General features: G+C 51.8%; 20 protein-coding genes. 10 read left to right on the top strand and 10 right to left on the bottom strand.

All coding sequences use genetic code 11. From position 1 onward, the window contains the following. Window positions 1-181: 181 nt before the first annotated feature. Window positions 182-1,909, top strand: coding sequence for a sensor histidine kinase (locus AC0YNS_RS23550; protein WP_475783382.1), 1,728 nt, complete (start codon window positions 182-184; stop codon window positions 1,907-1,909). Window positions 1,910-1,913: 4 nt separating this feature from the next. Then, window positions 1,914-3,545, top strand: a complete 1,632-nt coding sequence (locus tag AC0YNS_RS23545; RefSeq protein ID WP_475783381.1) for a helix-turn-helix domain-containing protein — start codon at window positions 1,914-1,916, stop codon at window positions 3,543-3,545. Window positions 3,546-3,595: 50 nt separating this feature from the next. Here AC0YNS_RS23545 and AC0YNS_RS23540 read toward each other — a convergent pair whose 3' ends face one another. The 8 genes from AC0YNS_RS23540 to AC0YNS_RS23505 all read right to left on the bottom strand — a co-directional run bounded on the left by AC0YNS_RS23540 (window position 3,596) and on the right by AC0YNS_RS23505 (window position 17,908). Then, window positions 3,596-5,764, bottom strand: coding sequence for a galactose-binding domain-containing protein (locus AC0YNS_RS23540; RefSeq protein WP_475783380.1), 2,169 nt, complete (start codon window positions 5,762-5,764; stop codon window positions 3,596-3,598). A gap of 554 nt (window positions 5,765-6,318) precedes the next feature. Continuing rightward, window positions 6,319-7,356: a glycoside hydrolase family protein gene (locus tag AC0YNS_RS23535; RefSeq protein WP_475783379.1), complete on the bottom strand. Its 1,038-nt coding sequence runs from the start codon at window positions 7,354-7,356 to the stop codon at window positions 6,319-6,321. Window positions 7,357-7,388: 32 nt separating this feature from the next. Further along, window positions 7,389-8,273 (bottom strand): carbohydrate ABC transporter permease, encoded by an 885-nt coding sequence (locus AC0YNS_RS23530; protein WP_475783378.1) that lies wholly within the window; start codon window positions 8,271-8,273, stop codon window positions 7,389-7,391. A gap of 15 nt (window positions 8,274-8,288) precedes the next feature. Beyond that, complete coding sequence (locus AC0YNS_RS23525; protein ID WP_475783377.1) at window positions 8,289-9,188, bottom strand: ABC transporter permease; 900 nt, start codon at window positions 9,186-9,188, stop codon at window positions 8,289-8,291. Window positions 9,189-9,296: 108 nt separating this feature from the next. Then, the gene (locus AC0YNS_RS23520; RefSeq protein ID WP_475783376.1) at window positions 9,297-11,006 is read right to left on the bottom strand and encodes an extracellular solute-binding protein; all 1,710 of its coding nucleotides are present in this window, start codon (window positions 11,004-11,006) and stop codon (window positions 9,297-9,299) included. A gap of 114 nt (window positions 11,007-11,120) precedes the next feature. After that, window positions 11,121-14,852 (bottom strand): galactose-binding domain-containing protein, encoded by a 3,732-nt coding sequence (locus tag AC0YNS_RS23515; protein WP_475783375.1) that lies wholly within the window; start codon window positions 14,850-14,852, stop codon window positions 11,121-11,123. An 825-nt stretch (window positions 14,853-15,677) separates the two neighbouring features. Beyond that, the gene (locus tag AC0YNS_RS23510; protein WP_475783374.1) at window positions 15,678-16,016 is read right to left on the bottom strand and encodes a hypothetical protein; all 339 of its coding nucleotides are present in this window, start codon (window positions 16,014-16,016) and stop codon (window positions 15,678-15,680) included. Window positions 16,017-16,426: 410 nt separating this feature from the next. Next, window positions 16,427-17,908, bottom strand: coding sequence for an aminotransferase-like domain-containing protein (locus AC0YNS_RS23505; RefSeq protein ID WP_475783373.1), 1,482 nt, complete (start codon window positions 17,906-17,908; stop codon window positions 16,427-16,429). Between the two features lie 105 nt (window positions 17,909-18,013). Here AC0YNS_RS23505 and blaOXA point away from each other — a divergent pair, with 105 nt between their 5' ends. From blaOXA to AC0YNS_RS23470, 7 genes are all read left to right on the top strand, one after another. After that, window positions 18,014-18,760, top strand: a complete 747-nt coding sequence (gene blaOXA / locus AC0YNS_RS23500; protein ID WP_475783632.1) for a class D beta-lactamase — start codon at window positions 18,014-18,016, stop codon at window positions 18,758-18,760. Next, a complete protein-coding gene (locus AC0YNS_RS23495; RefSeq protein WP_475783372.1) occupies window positions 18,757-19,098 on the top strand; it encodes a hypothetical protein in 342 nt (113 codons plus the stop codon). Before blaOXA ends, AC0YNS_RS23495 begins: the two co-directional genes overlap by 4 nt. A 12-nt stretch (window positions 19,099-19,110) precedes the next feature. Then, on the top strand, window positions 19,111-19,272 hold the full coding sequence (locus tag AC0YNS_RS23490) for an epoxide hydrolase N-terminal domain-containing protein (RefSeq protein WP_475783371.1): 162 nt from the start codon (window positions 19,111-19,113) through the stop codon (window positions 19,270-19,272). Between the two features lie 183 nt (window positions 19,273-19,455). Next, window positions 19,456-20,124 (top strand): hypothetical protein, encoded by a 669-nt coding sequence (locus AC0YNS_RS23485; RefSeq protein WP_475783370.1) that lies wholly within the window; start codon window positions 19,456-19,458, stop codon window positions 20,122-20,124. A gap of 600 nt (window positions 20,125-20,724) precedes the next feature. Further along, on the top strand, window positions 20,725-21,381 hold the full coding sequence (locus tag AC0YNS_RS23480) for an NAD(P)H-dependent oxidoreductase (RefSeq protein ID WP_475783631.1): 657 nt from the start codon (window positions 20,725-20,727) through the stop codon (window positions 21,379-21,381). A 38-nt stretch (window positions 21,382-21,419) separates the two neighbouring features. Continuing rightward, entirely contained in the window at window positions 21,420-21,941 is a 522-nt protein-coding gene (locus AC0YNS_RS23475) for a nuclear transport factor 2 family protein (protein WP_475783369.1), read from the top strand. A gap of 117 nt (window positions 21,942-22,058) precedes the next feature. Next, window positions 22,059-22,394: a winged helix-turn-helix transcriptional regulator gene (locus AC0YNS_RS23470; RefSeq protein ID WP_475783368.1), complete on the top strand. Its 336-nt coding sequence runs from the start codon at window positions 22,059-22,061 to the stop codon at window positions 22,392-22,394. 33 nt (window positions 22,395-22,427) lie between these two features. Here the strand turns inward: AC0YNS_RS23470 and AC0YNS_RS23465 are convergent, their stop codons facing one another. Next, window positions 22,428-23,063 (bottom strand): peptide-methionine (S)-S-oxide reductase MsrA, encoded by a 636-nt coding sequence (locus AC0YNS_RS23465; RefSeq protein ID WP_475783367.1) that lies wholly within the window; start codon window positions 23,061-23,063, stop codon window positions 22,428-22,430. A 12-nt stretch (window positions 23,064-23,075) separates the two neighbouring features. Beyond that, window positions 23,076-24,095 carry a LacI family DNA-binding transcriptional regulator gene (locus AC0YNS_RS23460; protein ID WP_475783366.1) on the bottom strand — a complete coding sequence of 340 codons (1,020 nt, stop codon included), beginning with the start codon at window positions 24,093-24,095 and terminating at the stop codon, window positions 23,076-23,078. 268 nt (window positions 24,096-24,363) lie between these two features. Between AC0YNS_RS23460 and AC0YNS_RS23455 the strand changes: the two genes are divergently transcribed. Continuing rightward, window positions 24,364-25,689, top strand: a complete 1,326-nt coding sequence (locus AC0YNS_RS23455) for an ABC transporter substrate-binding protein (RefSeq protein WP_475783365.1) — start codon at window positions 24,364-24,366, stop codon at window positions 25,687-25,689. The last annotated feature ends 9 nt before the right edge of the window (window positions 25,690-25,698 follow it).

Raw genomic sequence — 25,698 nt, 5'->3', positions numbered from 1 at the left:
ATCTTACGAAACATACGGCAAAATAAAGGAATCCTGACGGCCGGATTGGAGCCGAAGTCCCAAGTCATCATCCGTTCTCTACTTTCGCTCTACCATCCTCAACTTCTTTCGGAATGTTCGTTGTAAGATAGCGTTTACACGCTATACTTAAGAGAAAATCCACCAAAGGAGAAGGTTCCGAATGAGCTTTCTGCGCCGGCTTACCCTCTACCCCAAGCTCGTTCTGACCTTTCTGGTCATCATCATTCCGCTAGTAACCATCAGCCTTCTCATGAATATCCGCAGCGAGCGTCTCGTGCGTAACGAAATAACCAGCTCGATGCAAGCCAAGGTTAATTATTATATCAACGCGCTTGAGGATGATTTCGGACCTCTTGTCACATTGGAGCAGCAATATACGCTCGACGATGACATCTTTAACCTCGCCTACTCTTCGATCATCATGACCAGCGAGCAGTATACGAATGCGGTCAGGAATGTCCAGAAGAAACTGCAGATTTTAAAGAATATGAGCCCTTACGTAGAGGACGCCTTCGTCAACTTCCCCGTGCTCGATCGTAAAATATCAGCATTATCCTTCAATGAATTGAACCACGAGGAAGCAGCCGCTTTGAATCAAATGGCCGATACGTTCGAATCGCCCTTCCTTCTCTACCAGAACCGGCTATGGATGAGTCTGCCCTACCCGAACAGCCAAGCCATCGGCCGCGGGTTCACCATTGCGCTCGAAATATCGAGCCTTGCCATCAAGGATTCGCTGTCCGGTTTCCTCATCGACGGCAATGGCGGCGCTATGCTTATGGATGAGGGTTTATCCTGGAGCGAGACGAGCGGCAACGTGCCTTCCGACCGCAAGAAGCTGCAAGCCCTTATTCACGCACAACTACAAGCCGGGCAGAAGAGCGGCTACGAAATCATCGAGGATGGAGACTCCACGTATTACGGGTTCTTCGAGAAGTCATCGAAGCTGGGGCTTACGCTCGCGATTTTCGTGGAAGAAAGCAGCTTCATCGGTCCGCTTAAACAATACGCGATATGGCTATGGGCCATCTCGATTGCCGCTCCGATTCTTATCCTGCTGTTTTCCTATCGGCTCTACCAGCTTATCCATACGCCGTTGAAGCGACTTGTCGGCGCATTTAAAGGACTGGAGAAAGGCGATCTCTCCGCCCAGCTGAATTACCGTTCAAGAGACGAATTCAATTACTTGTATTTGCAATACAACCGCACCGTGTCCAGACTCCAGGATCTGATCAACGAAGCGTACGTCCATCAATACCAAATCAAGGTTGCCGAGCTCAAGCAGCTGCAATCGCAGATTAATCCGCACTTCTTGTACAATAGCTTCTTTAACCTTCACCGGCTGGCGAAACTTCAAGAGAATGACAAAGTCGTCGCCTTCTCCAAGCATCTGGGCGAATACTTCAAATACGTTACCAAGAACGCCGACTTCGTGCCGCTCGATCAAGAGATCAAGTTCTGCCGATCCTATGCGGCTATTCAAGGCATTCGGTTCGACGATCATGTCCGCGTCGAATTCGGCGAAGTCCCGGAACGCGTCAGCTCGCTGGCCGTGCCCAAGCTGCTGCTTCAGCCGCTTGTCGAGAACGCCTACCAGCATGGATTAGAGGATCAAGTGGAAGAAGGGCTCGTCATTGTCGCTTTCGAGGATTGCGGGGACCATGCCGAAATCGCGGTGGAGGATAACGGGGCGCTGGACGAAGAAGAACTGGCGCATATTGTTGCTCTATTGACCGACGCGGAATATAAGTCCGAGAGCGAAGGTTTGCGTAACGTTCAGCTGCGCATTCGGCTGAATTTCGGCGAGAATGCCGAACTGCTCGCGGCTCGGGGTGCGCTCGGAGGCTTGCGAATGACCATCATCATTCCATTTAAGGAGGCGGCATAAGGAGATGTACCGATTGTTGATCGTGGATAACGAACCGATTATCGTAAGAGGGCTTCAGCAGCTATTGGGAGAAGAGGCACCGTTCGAGCTCGACGTCTATGGCGTACATTCGGCCGAAGAAGCATTGCGGCTGCTCGGTATGATGAAGATCGATATCGCTTTGCTCGATATCCGCATGCCCGGGATGAACGGCCTTGAGCTGCAAGCCAAGATTGTGGAGCAGTGGCCGGACTGCAGAATCGTCTTCCTCTCCGGTTACGACGACTTTTCTTATATCCAGACCGCTTTCCGCAACGGAGGCGTCGATTATGTGCTCAAGATGGACGGCGATGAAGCGATCATAGCTGCCATTCAGAAGGCGATTGACGAGCTGTCGCGTGCAAGCTCCATGAACCAATGGATTGACCAAGCCAAACATAAGCTGCAGCAGTCGCTTACCCCCTTGCAGCGAGATTACGTGAGCCAGCTGATTCACGGCTTAGCGCCTGCCAAGCAAGAGCGAATGGATGAGCTGAAGATGGCGATGGACGCATCCGTATCGCCGCTTCTTCTAATCTCGCGCGTCGATCGTTTTGCCTCGTCTCATTCCGATTCGGATAAAACGCTCATGTATTACGCGCTGCAAAATATTGCCGGCGAGTTCTGGGCAGGATGCCGGGCTTTCAGCGTCATGCTGGATTCGTCCGCGATGGTGACGTTTATCCAGCCTGTTTCAAGCAGTCAGTGGGAGACGCTCAGTCCGCGATGGATTCGGTTCGTGCATGGCCAGCTGGAAACCATACAAGCCGCCTGCAAACAATATTTGAAGCTTCCTGTCTCGTTCGTAGCCAGCTCGGAGACCGTCCTCTGGGACGACATTCACTTAAAATACGCCGAGCTTAAGCAAATCTTGTTCTACGGCTTCGGCCAGCGTACCGAGATGTTGCTGACGGATGGCGTCAATCGCAACTTCTCCTCGGGAAGCCCGCAAACCAACGAGACGATCATCAAAGCCCAAAGTCGGTTAAAGCAGCTCTTATCCTCCGAGATGGCGCTTGAGAATCGGCTGCTCGCCGATTTCGATGAGCTCGCCGCGCTCTCCCGCAAGCTGACAGGCAATCATCCTTTTCTGTACGAAATGTACAACGGCATCGCCTATATGCTGTTATCCGCCATTAATCACCAGCCACGGACGGAAGAGTTTCCATCCGATTGGCTGACCAAGCTCGTTTCGCTGGATGCCCACTCCTCTTGGGAAGAGGCGCTCGATTATTTGCGGGACATCATCCGACGCTTGCTCGACATTCGCAATCAAGAGAGTGAGGCCGGTGCTCATCTGCTGATTGCCAAGCTGAAATCCTTTATCGACAGCCACTTGAACGAAGACCTGTCGCTCGTCCGGCTTGCGGAAACCGTCTACTTGAATCCGACCTACTTGTCTCGCCTGTTCAAGCAGCAAACCGGTCAAGGGATTTCCGAATATATCGCCGAGCTTCGGCTGACCAAGTCCTGCGATCTGCTCAAGTTCTCGAATCTGAAGATACAGGATATCGCTTTGAAGGTCGGATTCGATTCTGCGACATCCTTCGGCAGGTTCTTTAAGAGAGAAATGAACGCGACGCCTCATGAATATCGGGAGAGCGCATCCGCATCATAGAAGAAAGCCGCCGGTGATCGATCACCGTCGGCTTTCTTAGTTATTGGAACTTATTGAAACACCCTGACATAATCGACAAACATGTCGACTTGATTGTTATATCTGGCGAGATCGATCGGCCAACCGCCGCCGAGCGCCAGGTTGAGCATGAAGTACATCGGCGTTTTGGCTTGGTCGAACGTCGTATGGCGCCATACCTCTACGTTGTCGATGTAGTAGATCGTGTCGGTCGGCGTAATCTTGGTTCCGTATATATGCCAGGTCGACGCGTTGTCACCGAACGCGAAATTAGAGGAAGAACAATGCGTGTCGTGCATTTCCGGATTACCGGCCCACCAGTGCTTCGCCTGGCAAGCGCCGTTCGGATCTTGTCCGTAGGCTTCGACCGTATCGATCTCCGCCGTCGATGGCACGCTTTGCGAAATGCTGTTCTGCGACATGAGCCAGAACGCCGGCCATGTCCCTTTGCCTGCCGGCATCAGAATGCGAGCCTCAAAGTAACCGTAAGTTGCAGCGACGCCCGTACCGTTGGTACGTACGGAAGACAGCAAGCCGCCGGTGTAGGTGCGGTTCCAGCCCATCGGATCAACCGTACCGGCCGGCGCTTTCTTAGCTCGAATGCGCAAGTAGTTGCTTCCGAGGATCGCAAACGGATCATTCGCACTGCCGTAATCGGCGAATATCGCTTCACCGAATTCGGTGCCGTTCGGCGCGTCCGGTTTAGAGGTTGCATAGGTGGCTCCGGCGCCTGTGCGGGATGCCGACAATGTACTCGTGAAATCGTCTTGGAAAAGCACGCTCATGCCTGAAGCTTGGGAAGGCGCGGACGGTATGCCTTGTTTCCATGTGACACCGCCTTCGTTATACAGCTGGACATAACAGTTGTCCGAGTGCGCATAGTTCGGATTGCCTTCAGGCGAATCCCATGCGCTCAAGATGACCGAGATCGGTCCATGCGGGAAGTCAGCGGCCGGGAATGTTACTTCGCCATAACCGTTCGCATCAGGTGTTACCCGCTGGAACCAGGCATCGTAGCCGTTCGCGTTCGGATGCGCGGTGTCCGGCTGGTGCCAGGACCTGGCCCATACGTTCTGCATGCCCGGAGCGTAGAATTTAATCGTAATTGTGCCGTTAATCGAAGCGCCGTAGGAAGGCGAAACGACGCTCACTTGGTAATTCGGATAAGTCCCCGGGTTGGTTGGCGGGTCCGTTGGAGGCGTCGTTCCACCTCCGGTGCCGAAATACTTGATTTCCGTCGCACCGGATGCCGAACCTGATTGCGGCGTGAAGACAATTCTCATCTTGGAGGTCGTAACCGCTGTGAAGGTGACCGTATTCACCTGACCGCCTGTCGGTGCAGCCGGCGACTTGGATTGGCTTGCCGCATTCGTCCATGCTGTCCCGTTCCAGTATTGAACGTTATAGGAAGCCGGAGCTTTCACGCCGCCTCCGTCATCATAAATATAAATTTCAGCTTGGGATACGGCGCTGCTTGCGCTCAAATCCTTCTGCACCCAGTCGGTTGCGTTCGGTGACTGGTAGCTGGTCCAGCGATTATGCGGTGAATTTACATACGAGATCGTTCCGTCATCGACATCGTCCACCTCATCCATGTGGAACGTATAGGAGGCCGTGGATGTTCCGGCCAGCAGCGATGATGGCAGGTTAGTTGGTGGATCAGTCGGAGGCGTGGAAGAACCCGTGCCATAAGCGATTTCGGTTACACCGGACTTGGAGCCCGATTGGTGCGTGAAGACGATTCTGAATTTACTTGCCGACACGGACGTGAAGGTTACCGTGTTGACTTGGTTGGCGGTCGGAGAAGCCGGGGATTTCACTTGGCTGGCAGCGTCCGTCCACGTGCTGCCGTTTAAGTATTGTACCTTGTAGGAACCCGGTACCTTCACGCCGCCTCCGTCGTCATACAAATAGACCTCGGCGCTGCTTCTCGTTACGGCCGAACCGAAGTCCGTCTGTACCCAGTCCGTGGCGTTCGGTGATTCGTACGCTGTCCAACGGTTGCTCGGCGTATCATCGTAAGACACGATTCCGTCGTTCACCTCGCTCGTCGCGTCCATGAAGAACGTGTAAGACGCCGTGACAGTGGCCCCGGTGTCATACGCAAAAACCTGCATGCCGGAGAACAGCGTAGACAAGAGAACGCTTACAATTATGAGCGATAAGAACGCTCGCTTGGGCCTTAATCTCTTCTTTGTCATTAATCATCACTACCTTTTCGCTAAATTGGGCTGCAAGTGTATTATAGCGAAGCCGCGCGCCGCTGCCATCAGCCGTTCGCTACTTTCGCTCTACCGTTTTCTACTTGTTTGGGGTCGGGCCGGTCAAGCTCAAATAAAGCGCAGCCCTTGGCGGACTGCGCTTACTCATCTTCCAACCTGTAACGGTTGTGACAGTGGTTATTTGACCTCAAATGCCCGCTATTATTTTATTACGGTTGTAAGCGAGCTTATTTGGACATTTTCCAATAGAAATCAACCATTATGCAGTGAATAACGTTCCTCACAACCGTTAGATTAATAAAAGTCGTTCATTTCATGAAATAGCCACGCTGACAACCGTTACAAATATTGCCCTTCTCAGATAAACCGAAAATGAAGAAATCCTGCGTAATGAAACGTGGGGTACTCTACAAACAGGGAAGGACTCGAGGCTTTCGCGGTTTTCCAGACTTTCCAGACTTTCCAGACTTTCTAGGCTTTCGCGGTTTTCCAGGCAGCTGAAAGCGCAGCCCTGAGCGGGCTGCGCTTCTAGTTTACGCTATGGGCAGACTCGTCCGAAGCATGATGCATCGGAATTCGCCTTCACCCTCCGCTACAATGGACGCGTCCCCGGGCTTAGCGGGGCGGCATGCGCAGTAGAAGTGATAGAAGCGATGATTCCAATAGATCACCGAGGACTTATGCGCATGAGTCTCATCCACCTCACCCGGCTCGCCATGCGGAATCCACGGCTCATTCACGATGGCCCAGTCCGTTAAATCCTTCGATGCCGCAAGCAGCCCTTGCGCATGCTTGCCGTCGAACCCGAAACCAAAGTTCAGCCAATTGCCCGTCCGGCTGTCGAACCGGATATGGGGGTCGCTCACGTATTGGCTGTAGAACGAACCCGGCTTCGCACCCATAACAGGTTCTCCACCGGCGAGTCTCGTCCAGTGCAGCAGATCATCTGACACTGCCAACCCCGTCTCCTCCGTCCATGGCCAATTCGGTTGATCCTTGGCATTGTAGAACATCCAATACCGTCCCTCGAATTCGACGAAGCAGCACTTATACAATCCTGCCCGCTCCCAGCTGCCGCCGTTCTCATACGAGAAGATCGGCTCTTCGAGACGGTGCCACTCCAGCAGGCTCTCGCTCTCGCACCAGGCCAGCCCCATCTTCGCTCCCCCGGCCTCATAACCAAACTCGGGATAGGCATGATAGATCATCCAGTACTTGCCGTCGACCTGCTTCAAGCGAGGCAGCTCGTATAAATCATTATTCTCCAGCAGTACCCAAGAGTACGCCGCACCTACATAATCCCAGCGCGAGGCATCTTCCCCCCGGTCCAGAATCACGCCTTCGTGCTTCCACTCCACTAAGTTGTCGCTCACAGCAAGCGCCGTCCGATACCCTAATCCATCAAAGCCGATATGAATCATATAAAACTTGTCGTTGTGGTAGAAAACAAACGGACAATCCACCGACATCGCATTATAGGTGCCTGCCTCGCCTGAACCTTGAAGCACCGGCACTTCCCGTTTATACGGGGTGCGCAGATGCTCAAATTCACCTTTCGCTAAACCTGCCATACGCTCCGGAGCTCCTCTCACCTTCAACTCTTCTACTCTTTCACGCTGCCTACGATAACGCCTTTAATGAAGAATCGCTGCAGAAACGGATACACGCAAATGATCGGCAAGGCAGCCAGGAAAATCTGCGCGCCTTTCAACGTGCGATCCGAGATGTCCGCCAGCGCCTCCGCATCCACCATCGAGACGAGGCTGAGATCGCGATTAATGACGACGGTTTGCAAATAGCTTTGCAGTGGATATTTGTCCGGTGAATTCATCAAGATGAGACCGTCAAACCATGAGTTCCAGTGCCCCACCATGGAGAACAAGATCAGCGTGGCGATTGCCGGCATCGACAGCGGTACATATACTTTCCATAAAATCGTCCAATGTCCTGCTCCATCGACGAAAGCCGCTTCCTCCAGCTCTTTGGGCAAACCACGATAGAAATTAAGGAGCAATACGGCGTTAAATACGTTCACCGCTCCGGGCAGAATAAGTGCTCCCATCGTGCCTAACAAATGAAGCTTCTGAATGACGAGGTACCAAGGCACGATTCCGCCACCGACCAGCATCGTCAAGACGAAGAACCAGACGTAGAACAATCTACCTCTAAATGCAAATGATTCCTTGGACAACGGGTATGCGAGCGTAATGGTCAGCAGCATGTTCAGCGCCGTCCCGAGCAGCACCCGCTCTGCGCTGACACCGAGGGCCTTCATAAACTCGGGCTTCTGCAGCACGAAATTGTACGATTGCCAGGTGAAGTCCACCGGCCACAGCGACACCTCGCCGGAGCTCGCCGCAGTACTCGAACTGAGCGATACCGCCAGCACGTTTACGAGCGGGAACAAACAGAGAAAGGCAAGCAAGATCAGAAATAGGGCATTGAAGCCATTGAATACTTTTCCGGATACGGAAGTCGTCTTCATCATTGTTCCGCTCCTTATTTAGAAGATTCGGTAATTGGCCAAGCGATAAGCGAGATAATAGGAAACGGATATCAAAACGATCGATACGCCTGATTTCATCAACCCTACGGCCGTTGCCAGGCTGTATTGCGCTTGCTCAAGACCGAGCCTGTACACGAGCGTGTCGATGATGTCTCCGCTTTCGTAAACGATCGGACTGTACAAGTTGAAGATTTGATCGAACCCGGCATTCAAGACGTTGCCCAAGCTCAAAGTTGCCAGAAGTACGATGACCGGCGCCATGCCCGGCAGCGTGATATGCACCATCTGCTTCCAGCGGTTTGCTCCATCGATAACAGCTGCCTCGTAAAGCGCCGGATTAATACCCGCAAGCGCAGCCAAGTAGACGATCGTGCTGAAGCCAAACTCCTTCCACACGTCCGAGATGACAACGACGGCCGGAAACCAATGCACATTGCCAAGGAAGAAGATCGGTTCGACGCCGAACACGCCGAGAAATTGGTTCACAATACCTGAAGTCGGCGACAAAATATCGATAAGAACGCCGCCCAAAATAATCCACGATAGAAAGTGAGGGAGATAGATCAGCGTTTGAATCGAACGCTTAAACGTGTGCTTACGCACTTCGTTCAGCAGAAGTGACACCACAATCGGCACAACTAACCCTGCTGCGATTTTCATCACGGCGATGAAGACCGTATTGCCAATGACCTGCCAAATGTCCGGCAGCTTAAACATGTAGTCAAAATTGTCCCATCCCACGAACGGGGAGTGGGCAAAGCTCTTCACGACGGAAAATTTCTGGAACGCTATAACGAGTCCTGCGATCGGGCCGTAACTAAACACCAGCACCAGCAGGAACGAGGGAGCCACCATCAGATGCAAAGGCAGCTGTCGGCGCATTTTCGATTTCAACATCTACGGACACCGCCTTCCCGGCACAAGATAAGGAAGGGAGGCCGGAAGCAAGTCCCGACCTCCCGATTGCGTGTATTACTTATGAGGATTAATGATTCATGGTGTTTATTATTTTTTGGCGTACCAATCGTTTACTTCCTGCGTAATTTGCTCGCCGCCCAGTTTGTTCCAATCGGATACGAATTGGTCGAAATCAGAGATCGGCGCACCTAGAATGATTTTCGTAAACTTCTCCAATACCAATTTATCCAAAATCGCTTGTTTGTCCGTCATGCCCGGCGTTGGAGCACCGAAGAACTCACTCTTCATCAGCAAGTTTTGATCGACGTAATTCGCTCCGATGACATCCCACGAGCCGCCGGCTCCGAATACTTTGTTCGTGGCCCAGTTCGTTCTGTCGCCGCCGTTGAACAGCACGATCTTGTCGTAGTAGCTCTTCTCTTCCGGCGTCAGTTTGGCTGCATCATTGGCTTGCAACGCTGTAACCACGTTCTTATGCACGGACAGCAGACCTTGCGGTGTTCCGAAGCCGCCTTGCAGCAGTGCATATTTGAAGAATTCGATACCGTCTGCGCTGTGGAATTTAGCAGGCTCAGCCGTTTCTCCGATGATCTTCTCATTGTAGAAATTGAACAGCTTCACGATGGCTTCCGGATGCTCGGCGCCTTTCTTGACGACCCAGAAGGCGTTGAAATCAGCTTTGGATTGCGCCATGGCAGGCGTTCCGTCCACGGAAGGAATCGGGAATACGCCCCACTCGGCGTTCGGATCTTTGTTCACGCCGTCTTGCAGCGGCCACAGCGGATTCCACATGGCGCCGAAGCTCATGCCTACTTTGCCGGCCGTTTGCAGCTCGGCTGCTTTACCGCCGTCTTTGACGCCGAATTCTTTGTCGATCAAGCCAGCTTTATACAACTCTTGCAGTTTCGCGAGGGCGTTCTTCATTTCCGGCTGCGTGCTGCCGTTGACGAGCTTGCCGGAGCTGTCCTTAATCCAGATGTTCGCGTAAGCGTGGAAGCCGTTCATGAAACCGGAGAAGTCCGGGTATCCGCCGAACAAGTCCTTCGAAGCAGCAAGGCCGTAAGTATCGTTCTTGCCGTTGCCGTCCGGGTCTTTTGTCGTGAAGGCTTCGGCAATTGCAATGAAGTCATCCATTGTTTTCGGTTCAGGCAGGCTAAGCTTCTTGAGCCAGTCTGTTCGAACATACAGTAGCGGAGCTCCGCCTAGGTAATCTTCGGCAGGCGGAATACCCATCAGCTTGCCGTCATACATAGCCGCCGACTTGGCGTTGGTTCCGCGGTCAATCATGGTTTTCGTCAATTCGGAACCGTAGTCCGCGACGTATTGCGTCAAATCCTCAAGCTGGCCGCCTTCTGCCAATTGGCGGAATTGCACGGAATCGACCTGGAAGATGTCGGGCAGATCGTTCGACGTAATGGTCAGGTTCATCTTCTGGCCATATTGGTCGCCATTAACGATCCATTTGTACTTGATCTTGATGCCGAGCTCGCTCTCGTAAGCTCTCGTCCACACGTTGTTCTCGATCGTGTCGCCGTCTTTGAATTTGTAAGTAGGGTCTGTGTAGCGGACAGCCGCTACTTCGATCGGCGGATCGTATTTGGCGTTCGGATCGATCGCCGCCGGAGCTTCGTTCTCGGCTTGTGCCGGTTCGTTAGTGGTTGTGGATTCAGCTGTAGTCGCGGTGTTGTTCTTCGTGTCAGTCCCGCCATTGTCGCTATTATTGCCGCATGCGGTCGTAACTGCCAGCAATAGAGCAACGGATGCGGTCAAGCTTCTGTTGCGCAGCTTCTTGTTCATACTGTGCCTCCCCGATTATATGTGTGTCGTAAGGGATCGTTCCTTATATACTTAATGATAAAACAGCTTTATGCTCAAGCCTATCGTCCGTTGTTGACATCGGATCGACCGATTTCAACTTCTTGCGCGGTAGAGATCATAGAGCAGCGCTGCTGTCTCCGCGCGAGTCGGCGTATTGCCGAGCTGGTCGAACAGGCCGCCGATCGCTGCAGCATCGAGATGAGAAGCTGCCCATGCCCGCTTCGCGATTGTCGTCATTTCGACTTTCGTAATGGAAGCGGACGGATTGAATTTGTTATTTCCGCTGCCCAAGACGATACCTACTGCTCTGGCGGTGCGCAGGGCATCCGAGTAGTAGGCCGTGGCGGACACGTCGGAGAAGCTGTCGTCTGACTTCTGTCCTTTCCATTCCAGAATTCGCGAAAGCAGCACGACGAAATCCGCGCGGGAAATCGTTAGTTCCGGACTGAATTGATGATCTGACGTTCCTTTAATAATGCCTTTGGAAGCTAACACTTCGATGGCTTGCTTCGCAGGCGATGAGCCTATGTCTTCGAATGTCTTCCGGACATCAGCAACGGCATACGCGCTGAAATGGGTTGTCGTAAAGACGACCGCTTTCGCTTCGGCATCGTAACGTCCGTTTGGCACAGCATGGATTTGGCCCGATCCATCCACGTACCACACGACAATATGCTCGGGATTCCGTAATTCCTCCGCCGTCGGCACATAAGGAATACGGACCCGGACCGGAGCCAGCGGGTTATTCCACGAAATTGCCTTATCCCCATCCAGGGCGGTCAGCTCGATAACGGGATGATTGCCGATTAGTTGTTTCGTCTCTGCATGCAAAGTATCGGTATCTATGCGGCCAATCTGAATGGAAACCTCGGTTGAAGCGATGGACTGGCCCTTCAACATATCGCCCGGCAGCTCGACCGATGCATGCGGCGTTTTCACTTCAATCGCTAGCGACGAACCGCCCAATAAAGCGTCGGCAGGCAGTTTGAGCTCATAGGTTGGAGCTGCTTGTTGAGATGAGGATGCTGCAGGCGCTTCGAGTACGATTTTATGGATACCGCTGGCTGCTGCTGCAAGGTCTTGGGCTTGCTTCCATACGTCTTTGCTCACGGCTAACGTCGTCGTTCCCGTAGTTGCATTCGTCGATACACTAGGTTCGACTACGACCGTATCTCCGACTACCTTCGTTTCCGGAATTGGCGCAGGCGCAGATGAACCGGACGTTGGAGGCTGAACAACTGCGTTCGGTTCAAACACCCTCACATAATCCACGTACAAGTCGATTTGATCGCCGTATTTCGCCAGATCGATCGGCCAGCCTCCGCCAAGTGCCAGATTGAGCATGAAGTACATCGGCGTATTGGCTTGTTCGAAGGACGCATGCCTCCATACCTCGACGTTATCGATGTAATAGATGACTTCCGAATCGGTAATTCGCGTGCCATACGTGTGCCATGTCGAGGCGTTGTCGCCGTAAGCGAAATTGTCGTCCGAGCAGTTTGTTTGATGCGTTTCCGGGCTGCCTGACCACCAATGCTTGGCTTGGCATGCACCGCTGGGATCGTGACCGTAGGCTTCTACCGTATCGAGCTCAGCCGTCGATGGCAGATGATCCGGACCTGAACTGTTCTGGGACATTAACCAGAATGCCGGCCATGCTCCTTTGCCTGCAGGCATTTGCATTCGCGCTTCGAAATAACCATTCGTCGCGGCAATGCCGGTTCCATCTAATCCGACGGAAGAGAGCAATCCGCCGATATATTTGCGGTTCCAGCCTTGCGGATCAACGTAACCATCCGGAGCCTTCGTTACACGAATACGCAAATGATCGTCACCGAGAATGGCAAACGGATTAACCGCATCAGTCGGATCTGCGAAGATCGCCTCGCCGAACTCCGAGCCATTCGGCCAGTCCGGCTTCAGCGATGCATACCTCGTGCCTTCACCCGTCTTGGATACCGACAACGGGCCCGTAAAATCATCCTCGAACAGTACATGCATGCCTGCCGTTTGCGGCGGCGCTGCCGGAAGTCCTTGCTTCCACACGACTCCGCCTTCGTTATACAGCTGCAAGTAGCTCGTTGTGGACTTTGTGAAGTTCGGATCACCTTCCGCTGAATTCCAAGCATTCAAGATGACGGTCAGTGGACCATGCGGCAAGGTGTCGGCATCGATTTGGATCGAGCCATTTCCCTCCGCATCCGGTGCAACGTTCTGGATCCAGGCGTCATAGCCATTGGGATCCGGATTGGCTTCATCCGGTTGATGCCAGACTCTCGCCCATACATTCTTCATCTCCGGGGCTTTGAAGTCGATAGTCACATTGCCCGACACATTCGAACCAATCGTTGGGGAAATGATTTCGATCGCAGGTTCGACTATCACAACAGGAGGTGCCGTCGGTACCGGTTCTTTGTTCGTGTCGACATACGAGATTTCGGTCGCCCCGGATTTGGCGTCACCTTGGTGCGTGAACACGACGCGATACTTGCTTGCAATCACCGTGTTGAAAGCAACGAGATTTAAGCCCGCAACCGGTTCGGCTGGTGTGCGCACTTGTTCGGGAACACTCACCCATTCACCGCCGCTTAAATATTGAACATCGAACGACGCCGGGGATTTCACACCACCGCCGTCATCGTAGAGATAGACACCGGCCATATTGCTGGAGCGTGCATTCTCATACTCCGTCTGCACCCAATCCGAACTATTCGGAGAGCCGTATGCCGTCCAGCGGTTACGCGGAAAATCATTCAACGAGATGATACCGTCATTGACAAAGCCAGCGTCATCGCCGTTGTTTGAGTAAGAAGCCGTCGCCGTGCCCGCGGAAGGCTCCGTCGGCAGCGACTGTGTGGAGGAATCGACATACTGAATTTCGGTAACGCCGGTCTTAGCTGTGCTGTGCGTGAAGAGAATCCGATATTTCTGCGCTTCCACCGAAGTGAACGTAACCAGGTTAAGCGCATTGCCTGCAGGCTCGGCAGGCGTTTTCACTTGATTAGCAGCGCTCACCCATTCATTACTCCCATTTAAATACTGAACGTCGTACGAAGCAGGCGGCTTGATACCCCCTCCGTCTGCGAAGAGATAGATGCCGACCGCGTCCTTCCGCTTCGACGTGCCAAAGTTCGTCTGCACCCAGTCGGTTTCGTTCGGAGATTCGTAGGAAGTCCAGCGATTCGCGGGAGCCGCTTCGTAGGACACGATACCATCGTTAACGTGACTTACCTGATCGAGACGGAACGTATAGGATGCCGATGCATTGCCAAGCGGCGATACTTCCGCACCGGGAATTGGCTCTGTGTTCGAATCAACGAAGGCGATTTCCGTCACGCCGCTCTTCGAGCCGGAATGCGTGAAGAGCACACGGAATTTCGCAGAGGTTATGGAGTCGAAAGTAACCAGATTCAGCTCATTGCCCGTAGGGGCAGCCGGCGATTTCGTTTCGTTCGGAACGTTCGCCCAATCTGTTCCGTTCCAATACTGGACGTCGTACGAGCTCGGAGCCTTGATGCCCCCGCCGTCGTCGAAAATATAAACGCCCGCCGTGTTTTTGGATGTGGGACTTGCATATTCAAACTGTACCCAATCCTGCGGGTTGGTGGATTCATAAGAAGTCCAGCGACTCTTGGGGTCGTCGTCATAGGATACAATGCCATCGTTCGCATCTTCCAGACGGTCACCGTGGTACGTGTAAGATGCCGTTAGCGAAGCTGCGGAATCCCCTGCGGCTGCCGCCGGCAGAATCGGAAAGCAGCTTATGATCAAACCTAAGGTTACTGCCATAGAGAACCATTTGATGAGTACGGATTGCCGTTTCATTGCGTAAAGACCACTCCATTCTCCTTAGAAGGTAATCGGCATTCAGGGCCCTGAACGCCGATAACTTAATCTTACGGGAGGGCTCGGCTCGCGAATATCATCCGTTGCCGACTTCGAATCTACAATTCTTTACTATTTCGAGCGAACATACCAAAGGCTCCTGCCTGTAAAGGAAGGAGCCTTGCTTTATTAACGATATGAACCATTAACCCACTTCCACTTCCCATTGCCTATGCCCAATGCCCAATGCCCACTTCCCAATGCCCACTTCCCAATGCCATATGCCCAATGCCCACTTCCCCGCCATCCTGCTCCCGTACATTTGCTCCTATTCGGCATCTTTGCCGGAGGCTGCCCGAGAAAGTCTAACGGTTGTCAGCGTGGCTACTTCATGGAAAAATCGACTTTTCCTACGGTAACGGTTGTGAGAGACGTTATCTCCAGTAAAATGGTGGATTCCAATTGATAAATGCCCAAATAAGCTCTCTGGCAACCGCTAGAGAATGAACAAGGGCTTTTGATGAAAAATAACCACTGTCACAACCCTTACAATATAAAATGCGGTTGTTAAGGGGCTGAGCCTTGAGATTCTATATGCGGAAGAGCTCTAACGAACCGTACGAAGCTTATTTGACCGATAATGCCTCCATAAAAATCTCTAACGGATCGTACAGGCCTTATTTGACCGTATGTGGGTATTTCGAAGCCGATAATCCCAATATAAGACCCCTACTGTTCGTTAGAATTTCGAAGTCCCGAAATTCGGCCAAATAAGGCCCCCACGGTTCGTTAGATTTTCGCAGAATGCGCGATGCGGAATGTGAATTACTGGGTTACTAGGTGTGAGGTGTGAGGTGTGAGATACGGAATGCAAATTGCGAATTGCGGGGACGTGAGACAGGAACAAGGCGGGAGCTTGAAGTCTTCGCCGCACGCCTCGGCAAACCGATAGTAGCCGGCAGCGATTCGCATCTCCCCGTCCAATTCGGCGTCGTGCGCAACATCCTGCGGGACGATTGCCTGACCATCGACGATGTTCGCCACTGCATCCTCAATGGGCGCTAGGGCATCGAAGTTTCTTCCACCGTCAACCTCCGTGTCGGTATGGCGAAGTTGATCAAACGGACGATAAGCTGATGGGCCGCGCTTAAACGATAATCGCATGAGAAAACCCCGAAACACGGCATGAGCAGCCGTTTCGGGGTTTCTCTATTTGAACCATATACGGCCTTCCCCGTTAGTACTTGACTGGGGTAGCGGCTTTCTTTTTATTTTTCAGATATCTCCCAAACCAACTCATCTTCTTGTTTCGTTCCAGTATAAACTTAGCTCCATCAATCAATAGTCTGGATCTCAACTCGTCGCGTCGATTCAATGTATGCAACCTCTTCAGAAACTGCTCGTCCACCGGCCCATCCCCCCAATGTTGTTCATAGAGAAAGTAGGAACTTATGCGTACCTACATCTTATGATGTCCGGTGAAAAAAGAGTGTCATACTATCTGCGAGAATACGATGAGTTTTGTCGAATTTGAATAAGATTTGATTTACTCTCTCCGAATCTCCTGCTTGTGCCTATCCTTGATTCACAAACCTTACTTCCATGCGTTGCCGAAGCAGCTCTCGAATGCCGTCACCTATTGCCCGGATGCCGGGCTGGATGAGTCCTTCCTCTACCTGCGAGACGCTCAGCCGGAGGATACCGTCTTGCCGGAACTCCGGCAGGTACATGTGCGCAGCAGGATTGACCCGCACGCCGAGCTGCAGCAAGTATTCGGCCGTCGGCTGCGCCCGGAGTGGTGCCGGCAGGCCGATCGTGGTATAGAAGCCGGAGGTTGATCTGGTATAGGCGGTTCCCGGCGGCAGATACTTGCGGTACGCTTCCTGCAGCAGCACCGCCTTACGGCGGTAAATCTTCCGCATCCGGCCGATGTGGGCGGCGAACATACCGCTCTCGAGGTACACCTCAAGAGCCCCCTGCGTCAGCAGCGGCGAATGCACGTCGGCTGCAGCCTTCGCCCGCAGGAAATCCTTCCGTAGTCCATCCGGCAGCACTGCCAGACCAAGGCGTAAGCCCGGAAGCATGACTTTGGAGAAGCTTTTCACATAGATAACCCTTCCGGACGGATCGTAAGCGAACATGGGATCGTTCTTCGAATCGTCATCGAGGTCCCCCATATAATCATCCTCGACGATATACACGTCATACCGCTGAGCCAGCTCCACCATGCGCTTGCGGGCTTCGTTCGTGTGGCTGTACCCGGTTGGGTTGTGGAAACGGGAAACGGTGTAAAAAAACTTGACGTCACCTTCCCGAAACAACGTTTCCAACCGCTCCAAATCCATACCGCCTTCCTCGTACGGGATGCCGTACACTTCGCCATCATAGCCCCGCAGCGATTCAATCATGCCGACATGCACGGGCTGTTCCAAGACGATATTCCTCTTGCCATTCGGAAAAGGCAGTCCCACCAGCAGATGCAGCGCCTGCTGAGAGCCGGTCACCACATAAATGTGCTCCGGGATGGTGAACACCTGCAGTTCCCGCAAATGCCGGGCCAGCTGGAATCGCAGCGAAGCGAGACCCTGCCCCTCCGAATACGTGAACATGTCCTCGCGGTACCTCTCGATGGCCTCGTTCATGCAGTGCTGGAAATCCCGGTACGGCATGGCGTTTCGGTCCGGACCCGCCCATTCGAAATCGATGGCATCCTTCCCCTCAGTTGAGCTTCTTGCCTCTTCCCCACTTTGACGGCGATGCGCGACATAATAGCCGCTCTGCGGCACGGCATAGATCCGGTGGTTTTGCTCGAGCTCCCTATACGCCCGAATCATCGTATTTCGGCTGCAGCCGAACGCTTCCGCCCCTTCCCGGATCGACGGCAGCTTGTCCCCCGGCCTTCGCTTCCCGGCCTTCATCTCTTGCAAAAGCTGTTCCACAATCGCTTCATACAGCATCTCCACATGCACTCCTCTCAGCCAACTGTATGGGTACAGTCGCTGCAAACGGCGAAGCAGCACCGCCGTTAATTCCTCTATACTCAGTGTTGTCGACATGAGCCTTCCTCTTATTCCATTATGAGGAAGCCAAAGGAGGAATTCAATTTGATAACTTGGAACAAGTTGAGCCACGTCGTCCTGGCGCTCGTCATCTTACTGTTCATGGGTGCAATAGGCATTACCGCATTGCCAGTACATGCTGCCCCCAAAGAGATGAAGCTCCCCTGTCAGGAGCTGTTCCATGACGTGCAGGGCACCGTGATCATCAAGAACCTAAGGACGGACCGAGTCTATGTCTGCAATGCCGAGCGCAGCCGGCAGCGGTTCACGCCAGAGTCGTCGTTCAAGGTGCCGAACGCTCTCATCGGTCTCGAGGTAGGAGCGGTTCGGGACGAATATGACGTTAAGAGGTGGGACGGCGTCATCCGTCCGTTCGAGGTATGGAACCGAGACCATTCACTAGCCTCGGCAATGCGGTCATCCGCAATCTGGTATTACCAGGCGATGGCCAGGGACATCGGAACCGAGCGGATGATGAGTTATGTGGAGCGAATTCATTACGGCAATATGGATATTAGCGGGGGCATCGATACCTTCTGGCTGAGCAGCTCGCTAAAGATCTCGGCGGAGGAGCAAGTCGACTTCATAGAAGACCTGGTGGAAGAGACGCTGCCCTTCCAAGAGCAAACGCAGAAAACCGTCAAGCGCATCATGATCGATAACGACCAGGACAACTACACGGTACATGGCAAGACGGGGACGCGGCTGTCCGACAACGGCCTCGGCTGGTATGTGGGCTATGTAGAGCTCGGGAAGACCGACTGGGTGTTCGCCGCCAATGTAGACAGCAGCGGGTCGACGGCCAAGACGGTCACGTTGGAAGCATTGAAGCGCCTCGGCATTATATGAGTATTTACCACGTTGTCATTTATGCTGTACTGTTCATCGGCCACGGCATATTCCAGCTGTGGGCTTACCGAAAGGGCTACTCCCTCAAGGTAAAGTTAGGCGGACTGCTGCTCACATTACCGCTGCTGCTCTTGGCGATTCAGCTGGGCGGACTGTATGCAGCCTACCTGCTGCTGGTGCCTGTAATTCATACGATCCTGTATACGGCCATGGCCGTGACGGGGATTGAAGCGCTGCTCTGTCTTCGCCGAGGGAGAGCGGACAAGCGGTTCGTCGGCCTGCTGCTCCTGCTGGCGGTTCTGGTTGGCGTAATGTTCGATCTACGACGCATGCTGTGACGGCACGCAGCCGTGTCGAACTATTGGAGCACAGCTTTCAACTGGCGTGAGCAGGAAGCACGTCTTAATAAACTCCCGCAATTTACGACTACTATTGACGGTGCCCATGTCCATTTCTTCCATATTACATCCCAAGAGAGCCATGCCAAGCCGCTCTTGCTCATTCACGGGTAGCCCGGATCACCTGTCGAATTTCTTGATCTTATCGGACCGCTCACCGATCCGACCTCTCATGGCGGCAATGCAGAAGACGCCTTTCACCTAGTCATACCATCCATTCCTGGCTCTGGTTTATCCGGTCCTACAACGGAAGCAGGATGGACATCCGGACGCGCTGCCCAAGCCTTCGTGGAATTAATGAATCGGTTGGGCTATGAACGTTATGGTGTACAAGGCGGCGATATGGGTGCGATGATCGCCCCAGAAATAAGCCGGATAGCTGCAACTCATGTTACAGGTGTGCATGTCAATGCTGCCACGATGGGGTTCATCCCTATGGGACAGGTTGAAGAGGACGTGTTCGTGTTACTGACTGATGCAGAAAAAGCCCGACTCGCGCGTCTGGGTCAATTTATGAGCGAGCGCTTCGGCTTTAACATGATTCAATCGACCAGACCGCAGACGCTTGCTTACGGGCTGCATGACTCCCCGGTCGGACTGCTCGCCTGGACATCCGAGATGTTCTATGGATTCGGCGATGCTGTGGGGGCTGTTGACCGAGACCGATTCTTAACCAATCTGATGTTATACTGGCTCACTGGAACGGCCAACTCTTCTGCTCGCATGTATTATGAAGGTGCACATGATCCCGGTGCCTGGGCACCTAAGGCTTCAAGTCCAACACCTGTAGGCGTTGCCGTATTTGAGCAATCCGACGTTGCGATTCGTCGTTATGCGGAGCAGAACCACAATATTGTACACTGGAGCGAATTTAACAGAGGCACACATTTTGCCGCAATTGATGCTCCGGATTTAATGATCGATGATATCCGCGCGTTCTTCCGGATCGTAAACGCGACGAAGTAAACCCCGTTAATTAACTCTACTAATTCTTTCGAACCTAACAAAAGACCGGCTTCCTCCTTGAGTTGTACAAACTGCACGACAAACTGAAGCCTTCCGAGAAAAAAGGTAATTAACGTGTATAACATGCATTTGAAATACGCATAACCCACTAAATTCATGAGAAAGAAACGTATGAATTGTACGAAGTACACGTCATATGTCATTTGAGACCAGAAAGCAGCGAACGTGTTGTACGCCTTACTCGTCATCTTCGATCGGCGTGACAGGTGATCCTTCCCACCTCATTCCTTTGTCAGCTAGACAGCGTAGTCACCAAAAAAACGAATCGCTAAGATCGCTAGACAACCTAAGTTATTAAGTGGCCGTGGGTACTCTCCCTCGGCCTTTTCGTGTGCGATGCCTCCTCCTCCGCTGCAAAACGATTTTCACTCCTTCTTTCTTATGGTAGATAGACTCTTGGCTTTACTTTTATAAACTAGATTTATAATAATAGCCTCCTTATGCAACAGATTTATACCTGCTATAGTGGTCTCCAAGGCAATTGAAGCTTCAATGCCCAGCTTAAAAAAACAACTCGTGAGGTGAATTCTAGCAATGAATATCGAGGCAAAAAAAACGGATTTGATGTCTACTTTTAATTTCAGGCATGCAACCAAAGAATTCGATCCGGCGAGAAAAATAGCGGATGAGGATTTTCAATTCATACTCGAGGCGGGCCGTCTCTCTCCCAGCTCGGGAGGCAATGAGCCTTGGAAATTCGTAGTCGTACAAGATTCGGAATTCAGAGGAGAACTCGCGCCGCATGTATCGGGTGCGATGCGATCGCTGCCAACGTCGAGCCATTTCGTTATTATTTTGGCCAGAAAAGGACTTACTCATGATCATTCTTACGTCATGGATCAAATGACCCGAGTGAAGGGTATGCCTATAGAAGTTTATAAAAGCATGGAGCAAGCCTACGCACAGTTCTACGACGACCTTCATTTGAATTCGGAACGCGAGCTGCTGGACTGGTCTTCGAAGCAGACGTACTTGGCAATGGGCAATATGATGACGGCAGCGGCGCACATCGGCATCGATTCATGTCCGATTGAAGGCTTCGATATGGATGCCGTCAATGAGCTGCTGCGCAAGAAAGGACTACTCGGTAACGACGAATTCGGCTTGAGCGTGATGACGGCTTTCGGTTATCGGGCCAGCCAACCGAAACGCGCGAAGACAAGACGTCCCATGGCGGATATCGTTCAATTCATATAAGAAGAAGCTTCTACAAAACAAACAAAGGACGTGTTCATATGTTGGAAAACAATCAGCAACTCGCTGCGAAAATCGCAGAACTAGAAGAGCGATATGAGCGTTTGGAGAATAGGGAACAAATCAAACAATTGAAAGCCCGTTATTTCCGTTATGTTGATGAGAAGAAATGGACGGAATTTGGGGAGCTCTTCACTTCCGATGCCCTCATTATTTCACAAGGCCAAGATTTTTCTAAAGGCGGCGGCGCAGCGTACGGGAAAATGATCGGGGAACTAGTGGATAGAGCTCCTACGGTTCACCACGGCTATATGCCCGAGATCGAGATCATCGACAAGGATAACGCCACAGCCGTTTGGGCTATGGATGACTTGCTGACTTTCCCTGACGCGAAGGATGCCTATCCGGGACATCACGGGTATGGTCAATACCGCGAATCATATAGAAAAGAACAGGGTGTTTGGAAAATCAGCAGTACGGTTCTGACGCGATTCCGCATGGATCCTCTTCCGAACTGGGATCCGAGTACGGACCCTGTGACCGGAGCTCCTATAGCTGGGTAATAATCTGCAATCTAAAAGGGACAGCGCAGACTTTCTGCGCTGTCCCTTTATTAATCGGTCACATAAGAACCCAACAAAAACCCGATAATAGCTAAAAAATATTGCGAGCTGATACATTTGGAATCCACGAAATTCGAGATAACTTGCATCAAGTCGATTTCTGAAGTGTTGCAATTTCTCTCAGGCAAATGGACGTTTCTAGTCATAACGGAGCTGCTGAAGGAGCCCCAACGTTTTAATCAATTGCGAAGAAATCTGGGTAACGTCAATACGAAGGGTTTAACCGATACCTTACGGAATTTAGAAGATCATCAAATGATCAAACGCCAAGTATTTCCGACCGTACCTGTGTCCGTCGAATATTCAATCACGGAGAAGGGAGCATCCTTCTCGAGTGTATTTCAGCACATTAATGACTGGAAAACCGCTTGGGATACTCCCGCTCCGAAATAAAGAATTTTCTTCGCTCCTAGCTCACTGCAACATTTACCATTTAATTTGCTTAATGAGCCGGATGATCTCCTCTTGTTCCTCGTTACTGATCTGCCAAGTCCGGATGTCTTGGACAATGGTATCCATGTTGGCGAAGCCTTTCGCAATTCCGTTTAACCGGGCAGCCAATGCTGCATTCGTCAGGTCATCCTCGGCCTTGAAGAGCGTTCGCAGCTTGTCTACAGCATCCGGGTATCTTTTCAAATAAAACTTCTGATTTCGATCCTCAGCAGGATAAAAAACGGTAAATGGAGTTAACTCGGTGTCCGGCACTCCTTTTCCTTGTTCCCCTCTGTTCTTCATAACCTTCTGGATGACACTTAGCTGTGCCGGGTCGCGATACAAGATCAAGGAATTGTACAAACGATCTCTGTAATTATTGATATTAGCCGGATTATGGCTGTTCCAATACAGATCCAAGATCGTCTCCAACTTTACGACAGCCGGATCGAATTCGATTTCGACCATCTCGGTGTGATCTCCCGTATGCCGCGTCGCAGGGTTATCGGTCGTTCCTCCGGCATAACCTACACGCGTTCTCGTGATACCCGCAAGTTGTCCGAACAAAGCATCGGGGCCCCAGAAGCACCCCATACCGAGTGTTATCGTTTGAGTGTTGTTAGGGTTCATCACATTCACCTCTCACTCCGCGCGGACCCCACCGGTTGACCCACGCACAATCAATCGCGTCGGCAGGAGCAGCTCCGTATAGGGATCGTCCGGATTATTAATGCGCTTTATCAGCCGATCAACAGCTTTGACAGCGTAAAGCTTCAGGTCAACCTCCACCGTCGTGGATGGCGGCGTGGAGATACGGGACAGATAGCCGTTATCGAAACTTACAATAGATACGTCCTCCGGTACCGACAGACCTTGCTGCTGTACCGCGGCGTTTAGGAAGAAGCCGAGACCGTCATTGACGCAAAACCAAGCTGTCGGCCGTTCACTCATCTCTTTTATATAGGAACAAATGAACGAGCCGTCTTCAAGCGCCGAGGTATGGACCCATTCCTCCTTTATAGGAAGCCCATATTCATACATCGCCATACGATAGCCGTCTAATCGTTCGTAGTAGCTCGGCGAGAAAGCGATATCGCCTACAAAACCGATGTCGGAGTGTCCTAACCCGATCAAATGGCTGACTGCTTCATAAGCACCGAAACGATTGTTTGTAAGTATACTGTCTGCCTTAATTTGCGGGTGATGATGGTCGATCAGAACGGCGGGTATGCCTGTATCCAGAAGGGCATTAATATAATCAGTCGTAATATGGGACAAGATAATCATGCCATCTACCGATCGATTCTGCACGATTGGCGGCATAAGGAGTTCCTTGACGGCATCGGGGCCGATCGATTGAATGACCAGCTCATAGCCCTGCTGCTTCACTTCTTTCTCCACGCTCAAATAGATTTGCCCAAAGAAGCTGTGCATGCTAAAGGCAAAATCCGAGGCAATCAGCGCAAATTTGCCGCTCATCGGGAGGTTGCTCATCTCCTTCTTGCCCTTGCTATATACATAGCCCATCCGCTGGGCCGTCTCGATAATCAGCTTGCGAGTATCTTCGCTGACGCCGTCTTTTCCGGTCAAGGCTTGCGAGACGGAGTTTTTGGATAAATTAAGCTCGTCGGCTATATTCTGCATCGTTACTTTCGGTTTCATGACCAAAACACCCTTTCGACGCAGCATAGCAAATGGTTAGACTTCCCTACCGCGCAGCACTTTCTTATATTGTAACGTTACAAAATAATATTGTAAATATCTTGTCCTTTGACAGAGCATCTGGAAATCAAATTAATCACTTGACTTTGCGTTACAAATAATCAATAATTGATGACACAAGCGCTTACAAAAATAATGTAACGTTACTTTAGTCATGACAAACCTCATTACTTATTTTGTTTACACATCAAAGGAGGAATTTCACGTAATGAAAAAGCTCGCTTCCACCCTACTCATCACCGCAATAGCCGGTTCGATGCTCGCAGCCTGCGGCAGCAAAAGCAACGATAACCAAAATCAAGGCGCTGATTCAGGAAATGGCGTAACCACAATCGAGTTTTGGGCTGCTCCCAACCCGACTCAGCAAGCATACTGGGCTGATTTAGCCAAAGCTTACGAGAAAGTCAATGACAAAGTAAAAATCAACGTTAGTGCCATTAAAGAATCACCTACTTCTGAGGCGAGCATTCAATCGGCTATTGCCGGTAAGAGCGCGCCTACGATATCGGAGAACATTAACCGCGGATTCGCGGCTCAGCTGGCTAACAGCAAAGCATTACTTCCATTAGAATCGATGCCGGGATTCGAGGACGTCATCAAAGGCCGTAACATGACAAACACGATTGAGCCTTGGAAGTTTTCCGATGGCCATCAATATGTGCTTCCGATCTACTCCAACCCGATGCTGTTCGGCTGGCGCATCGACATTCTAAAGCAAGCGGGCGTTAATGAAGTTCCGAAAACCTATAGTGAAATGCTGGATGCGACCAAGAAGCTGAAAGCTAAATTCCCGGATAAATACGTATGGGCTAAACCGGATCTAGCTGATCCGACCGCTTGGAAACGTTGGTTCGACTTCTTCATGCTGTACAATGCAGCATCTGGCGGCAACCACTTCGTCGAAGGCAGCAAATTTGTCGGTGACGACAAAGCAGGCACGGAAGTATTGACGTTCGTAGATAACCTGCGTAAGGAAAAAGGCATTCTGTCGCAAACCGTTACAGATCCTTTCGAAACCGGCGTTGGCGTCTTTACCGATATCGGTCCATGGACGTTCAACATGTGGAAAGAGAAGTTCCCTAAACTTAAAATAAACGAAACGTTCGCGCTGAGCATGCCTATCGTGCCAGATGGTACTGACCCGGCTGCAAGCAAGACGTTCGCGGATACGAAAGGTCTCGTCATCTTCGCCCAAGCTTCGAAAGCGCAGCAAACAGCGGCTGTTGACTTCATCAAGTGGGTCTACGCCGATCCGAAGAATGACGTGAAATGGCTGGAGCAAACAAAACTGCCGCCGGCACGCGACGATTTAACAACAAATGAATCGTTCAAAACCGTGCTCGATGCGAATCCGGAATTGAAGCCATACGCGGAGAATGTGCCGAATGCCGTGCCTCCGATGGACAATGCAAAATATAACGACCTACAAACGCTTATCGGTCAAGAAGCCTTCAACAAGGTGGTACGCGGTGAAATCGCGCCAGCTGAGGGCTGGGCTAATATGAAGAAAGCCATTGAAGCCGCTCTTCAATAGAGGGAGTTG

The sequence above is a fragment of the Paenibacillus sp. J22FR21 genome, from assembly GCF_056269135.1.
Note: the sequence above shows the minus strand (reverse complement) of the source record. Positions and strands in the feature narration are given on the sequence as shown.

What these genes read in the sequence shown, in the direction of transcription:
- AC0YNS_RS23515 (WP_475783375.1), bottom strand. Translation starts at nt 14,852, where the DNA reads ATGAAACGGCAATCCGTACTCATCAAATGGTTCTCTATGGCAGTAACC.
- blaOXA (WP_475783632.1), top strand. Translation starts at nt 18,014, where the DNA reads ATGGGTGCAATAGGCATTACCGCATTGCCAGTACATGCTGCCCCCAAA.
- AC0YNS_RS23465 (WP_475783367.1), bottom strand. Translation starts at nt 23,063, where the DNA reads ATGAACCCTAACAACACTCAAACGATAACACTCGGTATGGGGTGCTTC.
- AC0YNS_RS23520 (WP_475783376.1), bottom strand. Translation starts at nt 11,006, where the DNA reads ATGAACAAGAAGCTGCGCAACAGAAGCTTGACCGCATCCGTTGCTCTA.
- AC0YNS_RS23540 (WP_475783380.1), bottom strand. Translation starts at nt 5,764, where the DNA reads ATGACAAAGAAGAGATTAAGGCCCAAGCGAGCGTTCTTATCGCTCATA.
- AC0YNS_RS23510 (WP_475783374.1), bottom strand. Translation starts at nt 16,016, where the DNA reads ATGCGATTATCGTTTAAGCGCGGCCCATCAGCTTATCGTCCGTTTGAT.
- AC0YNS_RS23485 (WP_475783370.1), top strand. Translation starts at nt 19,456, where the DNA reads ATGAATCGGTTGGGCTATGAACGTTATGGTGTACAAGGCGGCGATATG.
- AC0YNS_RS23455 (WP_475783365.1), top strand. Translation starts at nt 24,364, where the DNA reads ATGAAAAAGCTCGCTTCCACCCTACTCATCACCGCAATAGCCGGTTCG.
- AC0YNS_RS23495 (WP_475783372.1), top strand. Translation starts at nt 18,757, where the DNA reads ATGAGTATTTACCACGTTGTCATTTATGCTGTACTGTTCATCGGCCAC.
- AC0YNS_RS23460 (WP_475783366.1), bottom strand. Translation starts at nt 24,095, where the DNA reads ATGAAACCGAAAGTAACGATGCAGAATATAGCCGACGAGCTTAATTTA.
- AC0YNS_RS23530 (WP_475783378.1), bottom strand. Translation starts at nt 8,273, where the DNA reads ATGATGAAGACGACTTCCGTATCCGGAAAAGTATTCAATGGCTTCAAT.
- AC0YNS_RS23545 (WP_475783381.1), top strand. Translation starts at nt 1,914, where the DNA reads ATGTACCGATTGTTGATCGTGGATAACGAACCGATTATCGTAAGAGGG.
- AC0YNS_RS23475 (WP_475783369.1), top strand. Translation starts at nt 21,420, where the DNA reads ATGTTGGAAAACAATCAGCAACTCGCTGCGAAAATCGCAGAACTAGAA.
- AC0YNS_RS23525 (WP_475783377.1), bottom strand. Translation starts at nt 9,188, where the DNA reads ATGTTGAAATCGAAAATGCGCCGACAGCTGCCTTTGCATCTGATGGTG.
- AC0YNS_RS23535 (WP_475783379.1), bottom strand. Translation starts at nt 7,356, where the DNA reads ATGGCAGGTTTAGCGAAAGGTGAATTTGAGCATCTGCGCACCCCGTAT.
- AC0YNS_RS23550 (WP_475783382.1), top strand. Translation starts at nt 182, where the DNA reads ATGAGCTTTCTGCGCCGGCTTACCCTCTACCCCAAGCTCGTTCTGACC.
- AC0YNS_RS23505 (WP_475783373.1), bottom strand. Translation starts at nt 17,908, where the DNA reads ATGTCGACAACACTGAGTATAGAGGAATTAACGGCGGTGCTGCTTCGC.